At 72.1% G+C, this 13,774-nt stretch carries 16 protein-coding genes; 12 read left to right on the top strand and 4 right to left on the bottom strand.

Annotation, left to right across the window (positions count from 1 at the left end; translation table 11 throughout):
- The first annotated feature begins 90 nt into the window (after positions 1–90).
- The 5 genes from OG753_RS06360 to OG753_RS06340 all read left to right on the top strand — a co-directional run bounded on the left by OG753_RS06360 (position 91) and on the right by OG753_RS06340 (position 3,863).
- Complete coding sequence (locus tag OG753_RS06360; RefSeq protein ID WP_327260803.1) at positions 91–939, top strand: histidine kinase; 849 nt, start codon at positions 91–93, stop codon at positions 937–939.
- A complete protein-coding gene (locus OG753_RS06355) occupies positions 936–1,670 on the top strand; it encodes a response regulator (RefSeq protein WP_405787534.1) in 735 nt (244 codons plus the stop codon). Before OG753_RS06360 ends, OG753_RS06355 begins: the two co-directional genes overlap by 4 nt.
- A gap of 82 nt (positions 1,671–1,752) precedes the next feature.
- Positions 1,753–2,469: a helix-turn-helix domain-containing protein gene (locus tag OG753_RS06350; protein ID WP_327260801.1), complete on the top strand. Its 717-nt coding sequence runs from the start codon at positions 1,753–1,755 to the stop codon at positions 2,467–2,469.
- Between the two features lie 31 nt (positions 2,470–2,500).
- The gene (locus OG753_RS06345; protein ID WP_405787532.1) at positions 2,501–3,010 is read left to right on the top strand and encodes a DUF3291 domain-containing protein; all 510 of its coding nucleotides are present in this window, start codon (positions 2,501–2,503) and stop codon (positions 3,008–3,010) included.
- A gap of 211 nt (positions 3,011–3,221) precedes the next feature.
- The gene (locus tag OG753_RS06340; protein WP_405787530.1) at positions 3,222–3,863 is read left to right on the top strand and encodes a GNAT family N-acetyltransferase; all 642 of its coding nucleotides are present in this window, start codon (positions 3,222–3,224) and stop codon (positions 3,861–3,863) included.
- A gap of 25 nt (positions 3,864–3,888) precedes the next feature.
- On the opposite strand, the gene OG753_RS06335 is transcribed toward OG753_RS06340, so the two are convergent.
- On the bottom strand, positions 3,889–4,959 hold the full coding sequence (locus OG753_RS06335) for a serine hydrolase domain-containing protein (RefSeq protein WP_405787529.1): 1,071 nt from the start codon (positions 4,957–4,959) through the stop codon (positions 3,889–3,891).
- 157 nt (positions 4,960–5,116) lie between these two features.
- Entirely contained in the window at positions 5,117–5,269 is a 153-nt protein-coding gene (locus OG753_RS06330) for a hypothetical protein (RefSeq protein ID WP_327260797.1), read from the bottom strand.
- A 158-nt stretch (positions 5,270–5,427) separates the two neighbouring features.
- On the opposite strand from OG753_RS06330, the gene OG753_RS06325 reads away from it, so the two are divergent.
- The 4 genes from OG753_RS06325 (at position 5,428) to OG753_RS06310 (ending at position 9,211) form a co-directional block, all read left to right on the top strand.
- A complete protein-coding gene (locus OG753_RS06325) occupies positions 5,428–6,981 on the top strand; it encodes a hypothetical protein (RefSeq protein WP_405787527.1) in 1,554 nt (517 codons plus the stop codon).
- Positions 6,982–7,127: 146 nt separating this feature from the next.
- Entirely contained in the window at positions 7,128–7,574 is a 447-nt protein-coding gene (locus tag OG753_RS06320; protein ID WP_405787526.1) for a hypothetical protein, read from the top strand.
- Positions 7,575–7,904: 330 nt separating this feature from the next.
- Positions 7,905–8,762, top strand: coding sequence for a C40 family peptidase (locus tag OG753_RS06315; protein WP_405787525.1), 858 nt, complete (start codon positions 7,905–7,907; stop codon positions 8,760–8,762).
- Positions 8,763–8,827: 65 nt separating this feature from the next.
- On the top strand, positions 8,828–9,211 hold the full coding sequence (locus tag OG753_RS06310; RefSeq protein ID WP_405787523.1) for a hypothetical protein: 384 nt from the start codon (positions 8,828–8,830) through the stop codon (positions 9,209–9,211).
- A 214-nt stretch (positions 9,212–9,425) separates the two neighbouring features.
- Here OG753_RS06310 and OG753_RS06305 read toward each other — a convergent pair whose 3' ends face one another.
- A complete protein-coding gene (locus tag OG753_RS06305; protein ID WP_405787521.1) occupies positions 9,426–10,169 on the bottom strand; it encodes an SDR family oxidoreductase in 744 nt (247 codons plus the stop codon).
- A gap of 124 nt (positions 10,170–10,293) precedes the next feature.
- Here OG753_RS06305 and OG753_RS06300 point away from each other — a divergent pair, with 124 nt between their 5' ends.
- Positions 10,294–10,809: an RrF2 family transcriptional regulator gene (locus tag OG753_RS06300; RefSeq protein ID WP_405787520.1), complete on the top strand. Its 516-nt coding sequence runs from the start codon at positions 10,294–10,296 to the stop codon at positions 10,807–10,809.
- 122 nt (positions 10,810–10,931) lie between these two features.
- On the opposite strand, the gene OG753_RS06295 is transcribed toward OG753_RS06300, so the two are convergent.
- A complete protein-coding gene (locus tag OG753_RS06295) occupies positions 10,932–11,138 on the bottom strand; it encodes a cold-shock protein (protein WP_081524690.1) in 207 nt (68 codons plus the stop codon).
- A gap of 132 nt (positions 11,139–11,270) precedes the next feature.
- Here OG753_RS06295 and OG753_RS06290 point away from each other — a divergent pair, with 132 nt between their 5' ends.
- Together OG753_RS06290 and OG753_RS06285 are read left to right on the top strand one after the other, a co-directional pair.
- Positions 11,271–12,896 carry a hypothetical protein gene (locus OG753_RS06290; RefSeq protein ID WP_405787517.1) on the top strand — a complete coding sequence of 542 codons (1,626 nt, stop codon included), beginning with the start codon at positions 11,271–11,273 and terminating at the stop codon, positions 12,894–12,896.
- A 295-nt stretch (positions 12,897–13,191) separates the two neighbouring features.
- Complete coding sequence (locus OG753_RS06285) at positions 13,192–13,743, top strand: YceI family protein (protein WP_327260790.1); 552 nt, start codon at positions 13,192–13,194, stop codon at positions 13,741–13,743.
- The last annotated feature ends 31 nt before the right edge of the window (positions 13,744–13,774 follow it).

The following is a 13,774-nucleotide window of genomic DNA, read 5'->3' as shown; positions in this document are numbered from 1 at the left end:
GGATGTAACCGTCCGAGCGGGTCATCCCGGAGATGTACGCGGACCGTCCGGCAGAATGGCCTCCAGGCCTACGAGGTGGGGGAGTTCGGGGTGGGACTGATCATCGCCGTGGTCGCGGCCTGCGGCTCCGCGGCCGTGGCCGGCGCGCTCGCCGTCGCCCTGCTGCGCGCCCGGCGCGGCCACCGCAGGGCGCTCGAGGAACGCGGCTGGCTGCTGGAGCGGGAGCGCGAGAGCGCGGCCGGTACGGCCGTCGACGCCGAACGGGCCAGGATCGCGGCGGAGCTCCACGACATCGTCAGCCACAACGTGAGCCTGATGGTGGTCCAGGCCGGGGCCGCACGCGAGGTGCTCACCACGATGCCCGACGAGGCCGCAGCGGCGATGGCCGCCGTGGAGCGGGCCGGGCGCAACACGATGACCGAACTGCGCCACCTGCTGGGGCTCCTGGCCCCCGCCCAGGACGGCGCGGACGAACCGTACGGGGCCCCGGCCGACCGGCTCGCGCCACAGCCGAGCCTCGCACGGCTCAGCCGGCTGATCGACGAGTTCGCCTTCGCCGGACTGCCGGTGGAGGTACGGATGTCCGGGGACCCGCGCCCCCTCCCGGCCGGGATCGACGTCACGGCGTACCGGATCATCCAGGAGGCGCTGACGAACGCGCTCAAACACGGAGACGGAGGCAGGACCGAGGTGACGGTGCGGTACCAGGAGCACGCGCTGCGCGTGGAGGTGCTGGGCGACGGGCCCAGCGTCCTGACGGGAGGCGCCCCCGGACCGCGGCCCGCCGGCGACCGGGACCGGCCGAAGACCGAGGGCGCCGGCCGCGGACTGATCGGACTGCGCGAACGCGTCGCCGTCTACGGGGGCGACCTCGACGCCCGCCGCCGCCTCGGCGGCGGCTACCGGGTGCGCGCCCGGCTCCCGCTGGGGCGACCGTGACCACGCCGGAGGCGCCCCAGGCGCCCCGTGTGCTGATCGCCGACGACCAGGACCTGGTCCGCACCGGCTTCCGGCTGATCCTGACCGCTCGCGGGATCGACGTGGTCGGCGTGGCGGCCGACGGGGTGGAAGCGGTCGCGGCCGTTCGCCGACTGCGCCCCGACGTCGTACTGCTGGACATACGGATGCCGAACATGGACGGCCTGGAGGCGGCCCGGCGCATCCTCGCCGAAGCCCCGTACTGCCGGGTGATCATGCTGACCACCTTCGACCTCGACCAGTACGTGTACGCCGCCCTCGCCGCCGGGGCCAGCGGCTTCCTGCTCAAGGACGTCACCCCCGAACACCTCGCCGCCGCCGTCCGCCTGGTCAGCACCGGCGACGCGCTGCTCTCCCCGTCGATCACCCGCCGCCTGGTGGAACGCTGCGGCCCGGGCGCGGTCGGCCCGGACCGGGCCGCGGCGGACTCCGTACCCCGTGAGCTGACGGCGCTGACCCCGCGCGAACGCGAGGTGCTGACCCTGATGGGCCACGGCCGCTCCAACGCCGAGCTGGCGCGGGAACTGACGCTCAGCGAGGCCACCGTGAAGACCCACGTGGCCCGGATCTTCGCGAAACTGTCGCTGCGCGACCGGGCACAGGCGGTCGTCCTCGCCTACGAGACGGGCCTGGTGACCCCCGGCTCGGTCACCGCGGCGCGCTCGGGACCGCGTCCGGAGCCCGCGGGCTGACCGTCCCGGCCGGGGAGGGTGTTCCCGCGGTGGCGGGTTTCGTCTTTCTATTTCCTATCTGCGTTGTTCCTAGAATGACCGCGTGAAGGATATCGATGCGATCGCGATGCTGCAGGATCCGGTGCGCCGCCGCCTGTACGAGTACGTGGCGGCACAGGGGCGCGAGGTCGGCCGCAACGAGGCCGCCGAGGCGGCCGGGGTGGCGCGCACGCTCGCCGCGCACCATCTGGACCGGCTGACCGAGGCCGGCCTGCTGGAGAGCGGCAGTCGCCGTCTGACGGGTCGCTCGGGTCCGGGGGCCGGCCGTCCGGCCAAGGTGTACACGCGGGCACGGGCCGAGCGGTCGGTGTCGCTGCCCGGCCGCGACTACCTCACCGCGGCCGAGCTGCTCGCCGAGGCCGCCGAGCAGGCGGGGCTGGACGCGGTGCTGTGCGCGGCCGCGGGCCGCAGGGGCGAAGCCCTGCGGGGCTCGGCGCCGCCCTGCGGCGACCTCGAAGAGGCCGTGCAGATGCTGGCCGGCCGCGGCTACGAGCCGTACCTGGCGGGCGACGGGGACGCCGAGGATGCCGAAGGCGCGGCGGCGGTGGCCGGGGCGGCCGGGCCGGCCGAGCGTGTCGTCCGTATGCGCAACTGCCCCTTCCACGCCGTTGCCGAGCGCTTCCCACCGCTCGTCTGCGGCATGAACCTCGCACTGCTGGAAGGGCTGTTCGGCGTGGACGGGCCCGTCCGCGCTCGTATGGACGCCCGGCCGGGGGAGTGCTGCGTGGTGGTCGAGGCTTCTAAAAACAAAGATCGTTGACATAGAAGGGCGGTCATGCTGATATGAGGCCATGACCGCACCCGCGCATGCCTTCCACCTCGCCCAACTCAACGTCGCCACACTCCTCCACCCCATCGACGACCCGCGCACGGCACCGTTCGTCGACATGCTCGACGAGGTCAACGCCGCCGCCGACGGCGCAACCGGCTTCGTGTGGCGACTCGTGGAGGAGGGGGAGGCCGACGCCACCGGCCTGCGCCCGGCCGGGGAGGACGTCATCGTCAACCTGTCGGTGTGGCAGAACCAGGAGGCCCTGTGGGACTTCGCCTACCGCAGCGGGCACCTGGAGGTGATGAGACGTCGCCGCGAATGGTTCGAGCGGCACATCGAGGCGCACCTGGTGCTCTGGTGGGTCCCCGCCGGACACCTGCCGACCGTGGGTGAGGCCCTGGAGCGACTGACCGACCTGCGGACGAACGGACCGTCCCCGCGCGCGTTCACCTTCGCCTCCTCCTATACCGCCGCCGAGGCCGCTCGAGGCGCGGAGCCGGCGCCGTCCGGGAGCGAGGCGCCCGTGTAGCAGGCGACGCGTCCACCGCGGAGCGCGCCTGCTGCGCCCGCCAGGGCCGCAAGAAGTGCACGGCCGCGGCACCCTGTGGTTCCGCATGCGGGGCGGAGGCCCTTTCGGGAGCTTCTTCTAATGACCCCTATAGTTAGGGCACCCTAACCTGGGTCGTGCGAGAGCTTCCCGGCCTCGCCGGCCCTTGCGACCCAGCAGAAACGGAACCCGTATGAGACCCGAGTCCACTTCCCTCCTCTCCCCGCGCGCGGACGTCATGACCGAGACCGTCGAAGGCTTCGGCACGGTCCGTTTCACCCCGGTCGACCCCGTCGCGGACTCCGCCGTGCTGCACTCCTGGGTCGTCCAGGAGCGCGCGCAGTTCTGGGGCATGAACGGCGTCGGCCGGGAACTGGTCCAGGAGATCTACGAGGACGTGGACCGCCGGGACACGCACCACGCGTTCATGGTCCGGCTGGACGACGAACCCGTCGCACTCTTCCAGACGTACGAGCCCGCCGAGGACCGGGTCAGCGACTGCTACGCCGTACGGGAGGGCGACATCGGCGTCCACCTGATGCTGGCTCCGATGACCGGCCGGCCGCGGCCCGGATTCAGCAGGACCCTGATCGGGTCGCTCATCCGGTTCGCCTTCCGCGACCCGGCCGTCCTGCGCGCGGTCGCCGAGCCCGACGCCTCCAACGCCAAGGCGCTCGCCCTGCTGAACCGGCTCGGCTTCGTCCGGGAGGGCGAGATCACCCTCCCGGAGATCGACCTGCCCGAGATATACCTCCCGCAGAAGCGGGCCGTGCTCGCGTTCCTCGACCGCCCGGCCGTACTCCCGGCCGCCGTGGCAGCCGTCCGCCACTCCTAGGTCGACGCAGGCCGGCCGTCGCCCCTCAGTCCCTCCCCGATCCATGCTCCGCCTGCAGGGTGCGCAGCAGGTCGAGGGCGGGCCGGTCCACCGGGCGTTGGGTGTTGCCGAGGGCGATGACGCCCAGCCGCTTCTCCGGGTCGAAGCCCACGAAGGAGGAGAAGCCGCCCGTTCCTCCGTTGTGCCAGATCTGCAGGTGGGCGCCCTGCCGCGGATGGAGGCGGTGCGCCATCCAGCCGAGGTGCACCCGGGCGAAGGGGCTCCGGCGGTGCTCGACGCTCCGGCTCAGGCGGATGGCCGCCGCGAGATCTGCGGGGACGGGACCGACGTCGAGTTGGGCCCGGACGAAGGCCACCAGGTCGGTGGCGGTCGACTGCAGGCCGCCCGCCCCGGCCAGGTCGGCGAGGTGCCAGGGTGCGGTGGGCCGCCCCCGGCGGCCGTGGCCCCGGGCAAGTCGTTCCGCACGCGCGTCGTCCACCGTCACGACGGTGTCGGTCATGCCCAACGGGGCGCAGATCTCCCGGACGATGAGTGCCTCGTACTCCGTGCCGGCCCGGCGGGCGAGGGCCAGTCCCAGCAGTCCGGCCCCGAGGTTGGAGTAGCGGAACCGTTTCCCCGGTACGGCACCCAGACGCGTACGGGCCAGCCCGGACAACAGGACGTCGGACGTGCAGTCGGCGTAGGGGTCCGGCGTCGACGGGTGCAACAGGGACTGGAGCAGCATGCCCCTGGGCAGCCGCGGCAGGCCCGAGGTGTGGGTGGCCAGGTCCTGCAAGGAGATCTGCCGGCCGCCCCGCGACGGTACGTGTGTCCCGTCGGGCAGCAGATCACCGAGCGGCTCGTCCAGGCCCACCGTGCCGGCGGTCGCCATGCACGCAAGAGCCAGGGCGGTGAACGCCTTGGTCACCGAACCGATCTCGAAGAGCGTGTCGGGTCCGGGGGCCGCATCTCCCCGGTCGGCGCCGGTGCTGCCGGCACCCCGGATCTCGACGAGGTCGTCCGACACCGCGGCCACCACCGCGCCGACGACGTGCTGCCGGGCCAGCCGGTCGGCGGTCTGCTGGACGAGGGCGCCGAGTTCTTGTGCTTGTGCCATGACGAACATCCTGCTGGCGTTCGGCTCCCGACCCGTGCGCCCTGATGATGATTTCCGGCCCGTGCCTCTGCGACCTGAGCGGTACGGGACGACGCCCTCGGTGCCTGCGCGGCCTCGGCGCGGGCCCGCTGGGGGTTCAGCGGGCCGCGCGCCCCGGTCACCGGCGGCTTGAGGGAGTTTGGCCGTTCCGGTTGCGGGCCCGGGTCCGGATCTTCTTGGCTAGGTACCCGGTTCCGGCGACGAGGCCCGCGGCGACGACGTCGCCGAGGAGGTCGTGGCCGAGGAATGCGTACAGCGTGGACAGGCTCATGGTGTTCTCCCCTGGTGGCAGAGCCGGTTGTGGTGGGGAGAGATTCGCCGTGCCGGTCCTGTCCATGGGCGGGACCGGCAAGTTGTGCCTGTTGGGAGGGGGTTCGGGCGTGGTCATCAGGTGGTCAGGGTTGGACGGCAGAGTGGGAGAGGGGCGCGGTGTCCCCGCAGCGTGAGATCGACGAAGAGACGGCGGCCGGCCGGCTGGCCCTGTTCCTGGTGGCTCTGACCAGGGGCACGTCGGTGCGGGAACTGGCCGACCGGTTCGGCCGGAGCAGTTCCAGTTGGGGGAACTATCTCAACGGCTCGCAGCTCATTCCGAAGACCCTGGTCGGGAAACTGGTGGAGGCCTTCACGCAGCAGGGCGTCCGTCGCAGCACCGCTTTCGTCCGGGCGCTGGAGCTGTGGAACGCGGCCGATGCCGAACGCCGTGCGAGCCGGTTACCGGGTGGCGGGGAGCTGGTGCGCCAGCACCAGCGGCGCGACGACGCGCTCCAGCAGGTCATCAAGTACCAGGCACTCGCGGCGAACGCGGAGAAGCACCTCGCCGAGCTGAGGCCCATGCTCGCCTACACGCAGAGCCGGCTGGAGAACGCCGAGCTCCAGCTGAAGCTCGGCGGCGAACGCGAGCGGGCCCGGGTGGAGCGCCGGCTCGGCCAGGCCAAGGAGCGCCTCAGCCGGGTCCAGGTGCAGCAGGAGCGGGCCCGTACCCGCCGGATGACGGCGGAGGAGCAACAGGAGTTCTGGATGGCCGAGGCACTGGTCGCGCAGGAGGAGATCAGCCGGCTGGAACGCGAGGCACAGGACCTCGTGGTCGTCCCGCCCGGCTCCCTCGAACCGGTCCGTGCCGAGACCGCCGATGCGGTGGACGACTCCGAATTCGAAGCCCGACTGGAGCACATCACCGCCGAAGGCCTTCACGACGAGGCACTGATCGAGGAAGACCTCCAGCCCAACCCCGCCGACGCCGATCCTGGCCCCGACCCCGACCCCGACCCCGACCCCGACGAGCAGCTGCACGCCCTCCCCGTCGGCCCGGATCCTGTCCAACCCGTGTCCAGAACAGTGTTGGACAAGCCCTCCACCAGCAGCGACACGGATCTCCGGGCCGCCACGGACTCTCCGGCGCAGGCGCAGGCGCTGCTCGCCCGAGTCCCGCGATCGCCTGTCCGGGAAGAGGCGGTCGCCCCTTCGCGCCCCGTCCCGAAGGCACCGCGTCCCGGGTTCGGCAGCAGGGCGGGGATCTGGCTAGGGCTGCTGGACGAGTCCGGGGCGAAGCCCGGTACGACCGTCGGCGCGGTCACGAGGCCCGCCCCGGGGGCGGGGGACACCTTGCTCGACGGCTTCGTCAGGACGCAACTCGGCATCCTCGTCGCACCCGTCATGCTCCTGTTCGGAATCACCCCTGCAGGGCACAGGGCAGCCCCGGCCCTGCTGCTCAAGATCTATACGGGCGCAGTCCTGCTGGGCTTCAGCGTCTTCATGTACTTGATCGGCCAGGATGTAGCAGCCAAACGAGCCGACGGCGCATCCTTCGCCGATCCCGTCGTGGGCATCCCCTTCTGCCTCGCCCCGTTGTACGGGGGGCTCAGGCTGGTGAGGATGCCCAACACGCCCGCATGGATCCTGGCCGCCGCCATCCACCTCACCTGGTCGGTTCTGCTGCTCTTCGACCTCTTCCCCTGGACGGCTCCCAGCTTCGGGACCAGATAGACGCGCCGGGTGGGATGGGCACCTTCGCCTCACTGCACCTCCAACTGCCGCGCGCCGGCGGACGGTGTCCAGGAGCCGCGGTCCCGGTGCCGCGGGCGGACGAGAACCGGCTTGCTGCCGGGCGCGGCGTGCGCTGGTATTCGGCCATGAGCAGAATGGCGCAGATCATCGTGATGGCGGGCTATGAGGACGAGGTGATGGAACCGCTGACCCGGTACGACGAGACAGGTACCCGTACCTGGAGCGGCAGGTTCGAGAAGATCACGGAATGGTTCATCGGCGGCTGGTACATCGAGTTCTGCCGGTCGAACGGCCGCTCCGGTGTTCTGAACGATCTGGACGCGCTGCCCTGGGACCGGCCGGAGCGCGTTCAGGTCATGCTTCACGACGAGGAAGACGACTGCTTCGCCCTGTGGATGTTCCGCGACGGAGTGCTCAAGGAAATTCCGATCCCCGGGACGCAGCGCATCTTCGATGTGCGGTATCCGCCGAAGGAACACCCAGCCCCAGGTGTTGTCTGGAACACGTACGCCCGGGACGACCTGCCCGTGCACGCTCCTGAGTACGAGCAGGACCCCCGGCTCTCCTGGTAGCCGACGGTCCGGAGCATCTTTCCTCCGGACCTTGCCGGCCGACGCGTCCGGGACGTGTCCCCCTTCCGGCTCCCTTTGCCGGGCGACCTATTGACGGCAGATCAAAAAGGGCCTGGTGGGAGGGGGTTTCCCAGGAGTTTCCCGTTTCCCGTCCCGATGGGCGACCCGCGCCTCCTCGACACGGAGCGGCGGCGGGCCCAGTCTCGGAGTGCCGGGCGGACGGCCGGTCCGTGCTCCCTGCGACGGGCACGCCGACGAACACCGCGACGAGCACCGTGACGAGTACGACGACCCGCGGGGGACACCCGCGACGGGGACGGGGGAACGGACATGGCTGTGCGGACAACGATGCTGGCGGCGGCGGTGACGGCGGTGACCCTCCTGGCTGTGTGGGGCGGCACCTGCGCAACGGAGGCGGCCGCCGCCCCCGCACCGAAGGCGGCGGGTTCGTGCGACGTGCTCGCCCCCGGCGCCTCCGCGGTGGCGGAAGGGGCCGTGCGGGCCGCATGCGAACAGATCGGCGTCTGGTACACCTGGGGCGGGGGCCACGGGCCGCAGCCGGGGCCGACGTACGGTCAGGTCGACCCGAGCGATCCGGACAGTGCACACGACCCGGAGCGTCTGGGCTTCGACTGCTCGGGACTGGTCCGGTACGCCTACGCCCGTGCCGCCGGCGGCGACCCGCTGCCCGGCAACGCCTACCACCAGTTCCACGCACCGCAGGTGACGCAGCGTTTCACGGCCGGCCAGGGGACCGCGCCGCTGCTGCCGGGGGACCTGCTGGCCTGGGGTTCGGGAGGCTCCGTCCACCACATCGCGATCTACCTGGGCGCGGGGAAGATGGTGGAGGCCCGGGAATCGGGCACCCGGATCACCGTCAGCGACGTACGGCTGGGCGGGGACTACGCGGGAGCGGTCCGGATCGCCGCCGCAGCGGCACCCGGCACGTTCAGCACCTGGGGCACCGATGTGTGGACCCACCGGGAGCCGTCCACCACCAGCCCGCGGGTGCACCGGTTCTCCGGCCCGACCACGGTACGCATCGAGTGCCAGAAGCACGCCGAACCGGTGACGGCGGAGGGCTACACCAACGACGCCTGGTCGTACCTGCCCGAGTACGGGGCGTGGATCACCAACATCTACATCAAGGGCGCCGCCTGGCTCGAGGGCGTACGCACCTGTCCCTGAGCGCCGCCCGCCTCACCAGTACACCCGTCACACGGCTCGACAGAGAGCCCTTTCGAGGAGGAAGCATGTCCGCACGCAAGAAGATCGCCCTGGGTCTGGCCGCTGCCGCACTGGTGGGCGGCATGGCCACCGTGACCGGGCCCGCCCAGGCGACGCCGGCCACCGGGAAGAGCGTGGCCGCCGAATGCGGCGTCCGCGCCGACGGCAAGCTGTGGTGCGGCAACCGGGTCGGCGCCAAGGGCTACGAGCACCGCCGGTACAACTCCGCGGTGCGGGGGCCGCTGAACACGAGCCCCAGCTGGTTCCAGTGCTGGGGCCGCGGTGACCAGCACGCCGGCGGCAACAACGTCTGGTACTGGACACAGCTGGACAACGGCCAGTGGGGCAACGTCGCGGCCGTGGACGTCCACACGTCGGTCGACCCCGCGCCGGGCCTGCGCGAGTGCTGACGCTCCGAGGCGGCAGGCGGCGGTGCCACGGATCGGAGGCCCGCCCGAGCCGGTGAAGTGCTGCGCCCCTGCCCTCCATGGTGCGGGGGCGCAGTTCCGTTCTCCCGTACCGGAAGAGCACGCCCAGGTCTGTCCGCCGGCACCACCACCGCGGTCTCGCGGCCATGGGGGTCCTGGTCCTCGGCGGGTGCTCGATGACGCGCGGACCGGGCGGTCAGCGCGGCGCGCCGGCGAGCCACTCCTTGTAGGAGGTGGGGGCCGGGCGCGCGTCGGGGCCGCCGGTCAGGACGTCGCCCTCGACGACCGCGAACATGCCCGCCTGCTCGTCGGTGACGACCGTACGGGGATCCTGCCGGGCCGACAGCGTGAGACGGCCGAGCTCGTCGAGGGCGAAGACGTCGGGGCCCGCGACGTCGACCGTGCCGTTCAGCGGTGCGCCGGTGGTGACCTCGGCGAGGGCGGCGACGACGTCGGCCGCGGCCATCGGCTGGACGGGGGTGGAGGGCAGCCGGACGGTGTGCTCGTCCGCGGTCCAGGACAGGACCGCGTCCATGAACTCGAAGAACTGCGTGACGCGGACGATCGAATACGGGGTGGACCCCTGCTTGAGCAGGTCCTCCTGGAGGGTCTTCGCACGGTAGTAGTCCAGCTGCGGCACCCGGTCGACGCCCACGATGGACAGGACCACCTGATGGCCGACGCCCGCCCGCTCGCCCGCCGCCAGCAGATTGCCCATCGTGGTGCGGAAGAAGTCCGGGGAGGCCTCGTCGAAGGTGGGTGAGTTCGTCACGTTGACGACCGTGTCCGCGCCGGCGAGCGCCTGGTCCAGCCCTGCGCCGGTGAGCAGATCGACGCCGCTCGACAGGGATGCGGCGACCACCTCGTGTCCGGCCGCGCGGAGCGTGGAGACGAGCTGGGAACCGATGAGTCCGGTGCCGCCGATGACCGTGATCTTCATGGCCGTGCCCTTTCTTGCAGGGGGATCGAGTGCGGCTGCTCTCTCGCTCGGCCGCCTCAAACTCGGACAACTCTTGTCTGAGATATTACTCGGATAAGCTGTATCCGAGTCAAATGGAGGGCGCATGAAACTGTCCGGGGGCGTCGAGTGGGCGCTGCACTGCTGCGTGGTGCTGACCGCGGCGAGCCGGCCGGTGCCCGCCGCCCGTCTGGCGCTGCTGCACGACGTCTCGCCGAGCTACCTGGCCAAGCAGATGCAGGCCCTGTCCCGGGCGGGCCTCGTGGCCTCCGTCCAGGGCAAGACGGGCGGATACGCGCTGACCAGGCCCGCTTCCGAGATCACCGTCCTGGACGTGGTGCTGGCCGTCGACGGCGCGGACCCGGCGTTCATCTGCACCGAGATCCGCCGGCGCGGCCCGCTCGGAGCCCCGCCCGAGGCATGCACGAAGCCGTGCGGGATCGCCCGCGTGATGGGCGCCGCCGAGGCCGCCTGGCGCGCGTCGCTGCAGGGGGTCACCATCGCCGACCTGGTCGGCTCGGTGGAGCGGGACAACGGCCCCGGGGCGCTGCCGGGCATCGGCGCGTGGCTCGACCCCGCGTCCGCCCCCGCGTCCGGCCCGTCAGCCGGCCAGGCGCACTGACCACGCGCACCGACCACGTGCACCGACCACGCGCGCTGCCGACCGCGCCGTGCAACACGGAGCCCCCCGACGGATCTCTCCGTCGGGGGGCTCCGTGATGCAAGGGCGGGGTACGGCCCACCTCAGCCGATCGGCACCACTTGCTCGGCCTGCGGTCCCTTGGGGCCCTGGGTGACGTCGTACTCGACCTTCGCACCCTCGGCGAGTTCCTTGAATCCCGTCGTCTGGATGGCGGAGAAGTGCACGAACACGTCCGGGCCGCCGTCGTCCTGCTGGATGAACCCGAACCCCTTCTCCGAGTTGAACCACTTCACGATGCCTGTTGCCATCTGCGTCCTTCTCCATCGGTCGTACGGGCCGCGGTGCGCAGCCGTCTCGATGGTGCCCACCCACCCCGCATGCCACACCCGATACCGCGGATGTACTCCTCCCGCAGCAGTCCCGTGGCCGATACTTCCCCCATGGGGGATCACGACACCGTCCAGACGCGTCTGCGCGCCGCGTTGCGTGCCGACGACCCGTGGACCGCGCTCCACGCACTGAGCGCCGGCCGGCCCGGCCCTCTCGCCGAGGCGGTCGAGGAGCTGTACCGATCGGACGCGGAACGGGCGGCCTTCCGCCCCTACCTCGCCTGGCTGCTCCGGATTCTCGGTGATCCGGGCGACGCGGTGCTGCTGCGGTTGTTCGCCGAGCCCGCGTTCCCCGCCGAGGACCGCCAGCACCTGCTCGGGACCGCCGTGACGCGCGGGCTCCGACTGCCCGCCGAGCTCCTGCGCACGTACGCGGAGCAGGCTCAGGCCCTGTCCCGGGTCCCGGCCCCCGCACTCGTCGACGCCATGGGGCTCTGCGGCGACCCGTCCTTCGCACCGCGCCTCGGGGCCCTCCTCGATGACCCCGCCGCCCCGCGCGGCCGCGCCGCACTCGCGCTCGGCCGCCTCGGTGCCCGCGAGTGGACGGCGCCGATCGCCGGGCGGCTGTCCGAGGTGACCGGCCCCGACCACACCGCGTTCGCCGTCGCCCTTGAGCTCATGGACGATCCCGCCGCCGTACCGCACCTGCTGCGATGGCTGGCCGACAGCGGCGAGGAACGCGTGTACGACGTCCACCACGCCCTCGTGCGGCTCACCGGACGCGACCCGCTCCTGCCGGAACGGGCGCGCGGGGCGGCGTACGCGGCGGCCGTACGCGCCGCCTGGGCCGACGAGCACACGGGGCGCACGTCCGTGGTGCGGGACCTCGTCGTCGAGTCCGGCGCGCGGGCCCGGTTCTCCGTCGACGGGGGCGCGGGCCGGATCCGGGTCGCCTTCGACCCGCCGTCGCCCGGCTCCTCCTGGCCGCGCTGGGACCGGTCCCTGACGTTCGACGGAAAGCCGCTGTACCGGGTCGGCTCGTTGTGCGACACATGCGAACTGGGCCTGACCCTGCTGGACTGGCCGGACGACGCAGCGACCCGGATCGCGGCCCGCATGCGCGGGCGGCTGGCCGGCCTGGACCGGCTCGACACCGCACTGCTCGCCGAATGGAGCCCCGTACTCGGCGAGCTGGAGACCGGTCACTACCGCGCGCTCCTGCTCGACCTCCCCCTGGAACGGGTGGCCGAGCCGGCCCGGTCGTGGTGGTACCGCCGTGCGGCAGCACGGGCGAAGGAGGACGGCGACGACTACACCTACGAGTACGAGGACGACCGTCCCGACGACGACTGGCCCGGCGTCGCGCACTTCCAGCTCACCGCGCCCGTTCCGGGCGCCCGGTTGCCGTTCACGTACGGCGCCCTCCTGCCCTCGCAGCCACCGGAAGCGCTCGACCCGGCGGCCGTCGCCCGGCATGCGGCCTCCATAGCGGCGGGTGAGCGGCCCGCGGCCGTGGTCCTCGGCTGGATCGACGACCGGTACGTGGAAGCCCGGCACGAGGAGCGCTGGCTGGTCGGCGCCGTCCTTGACGGTCACCACCGGCTTTCCGCGTACGCGGCCGCAGGGGTGCCCGCCCGGGTGCTCCTGATCGCCCGCACGGGCGAGGGCAGTGGCGACGCGGACGGAGGCCCGGAAGGACTGGCGGAGCTGGCCGCGGCGTACGGCTGCAGGGACTGACGGCGGCGCGGCGTGGCGTGGGCGGGCGCTGTGACAGATCCGGCCGACCTGCCGGGCGCAACGGGGGAGTGGGCGGCGCACCGGCGGCGGGGACCGGTTCGCATCAGCGCCGGCCACGCGAGAGCGCGGGCCGCGGCAACGGCAGACCGGCGGCCCCGAGGTCGCTGGACAGAGTGCACTCTGGCGCCCGCCCCGTGAGTCCGGCCGGGCCGGGAGCGGGTCGCGCCTTAGCGTGGGTCCGCCACGATCCGGGCGTACCGCCGCCGGGATCCCGCCCCACGGAGGAACGCCAGCCATGACCCTCGGCATCCACGAGCTCACCGGGGACTACGTCCTCGACCCCGCCCACACCCGGATCGGCTTCGTCGCCCGCCACGCCATGGTGACCAAGGTCCGCGGTGCGTTCCACGCCTTCGAGGGCACCGCCCACCTGGACGGTAAGGATCCGGCCCGCTCCACCGCCCAGCTGGTGATCAAGACCGAGAGCATCGACACCGGAGTCGAACAGCGGGACCAGCACCTGCGCACCAACGACTTCCTGGACGCCCCCAACTTCCCCGACATCACCTTCCGCACCACCTCGGTCGAGCCGCAGTCCGACACTGAATACCGCGTCACCGGCGACCTGACCATCAAGGACACCACCCGCCCCCTCACCATCGACTTCGAGTACACGGGGAACGCCGTCGACCCCTACGGCAACCTGCGGGTCGGCCTGGAGGGATCGCTGACCATTTCCCGCAAGGACTTCGGCGTGACCTGGAACGCGGCTCTGGAAGGCGGCGGCGTGCTGGTCGGCGACAAGGTCGTCCTGGAGTTCGACATCTCCGCGATCAAGCAGGGCTGAGGCGAAGGCCAAGGCCAAGGACACGCCGCTG

This window comes from Streptomyces sp. NBC_00029 (assembly GCF_045160505.1).
Classification (GTDB): Bacteria; Actinomycetota; Actinomycetes; order Streptomycetales; family Streptomycetaceae; genus Streptomyces.
Note: the sequence above shows the minus strand (reverse complement) of the source record. Positions and strands in the feature narration are given on the sequence as shown.

Bases quoted from the DNA above. Each gene is read 5' to 3' on its own strand.
- OG753_RS06345 (WP_405787532.1), top strand. From the start codon at position 2,501: ATGACCGCACCCGCGCATGCCTTCCACCTCGCCCAACTCAACGTCGCC.
- OG753_RS06340 (WP_405787530.1), top strand. From the start codon at position 3,222: ATGAGACCCGAGTCCACTTCCCTCCTCTCCCCGCGCGCGGACGTCATG.
- OG753_RS06335 (WP_405787529.1), bottom strand. From the start codon at position 4,959: ATGGCACAAGCACAAGAACTCGGCGCCCTCGTCCAGCAGACCGCCGAC.
- OG753_RS06330 (WP_327260797.1), bottom strand. From the start codon at position 5,269: ATGAGCCTGTCCACGCTGTACGCATTCCTCGGCCACGACCTCCTCGGC.
- OG753_RS06320 (WP_405787526.1), top strand. From the start codon at position 7,128: ATGAGCAGAATGGCGCAGATCATCGTGATGGCGGGCTATGAGGACGAG.
- OG753_RS06315 (WP_405787525.1), top strand. From the start codon at position 7,905: ATGGCTGTGCGGACAACGATGCTGGCGGCGGCGGTGACGGCGGTGACC.
- OG753_RS06310 (WP_405787523.1), top strand. From the start codon at position 8,828: ATGTCCGCACGCAAGAAGATCGCCCTGGGTCTGGCCGCTGCCGCACTG.
- OG753_RS06305 (WP_405787521.1), bottom strand. From the start codon at position 10,169: ATGAAGATCACGGTCATCGGCGGCACCGGACTCATCGGTTCCCAGCTC.
- OG753_RS06300 (WP_405787520.1), top strand. From the start codon at position 10,294: ATGAAACTGTCCGGGGGCGTCGAGTGGGCGCTGCACTGCTGCGTGGTG.
- OG753_RS06295 (WP_081524690.1), bottom strand. From the start codon at position 11,138: ATGGCAACAGGCATCGTGAAGTGGTTCAACTCGGAGAAGGGGTTCGGG.
- OG753_RS06290 (WP_405787517.1), top strand. From the start codon at position 11,271: ATGGGGGATCACGACACCGTCCAGACGCGTCTGCGCGCCGCGTTGCGT.
- OG753_RS06285 (WP_327260790.1), top strand. From the start codon at position 13,192: ATGACCCTCGGCATCCACGAGCTCACCGGGGACTACGTCCTCGACCCC.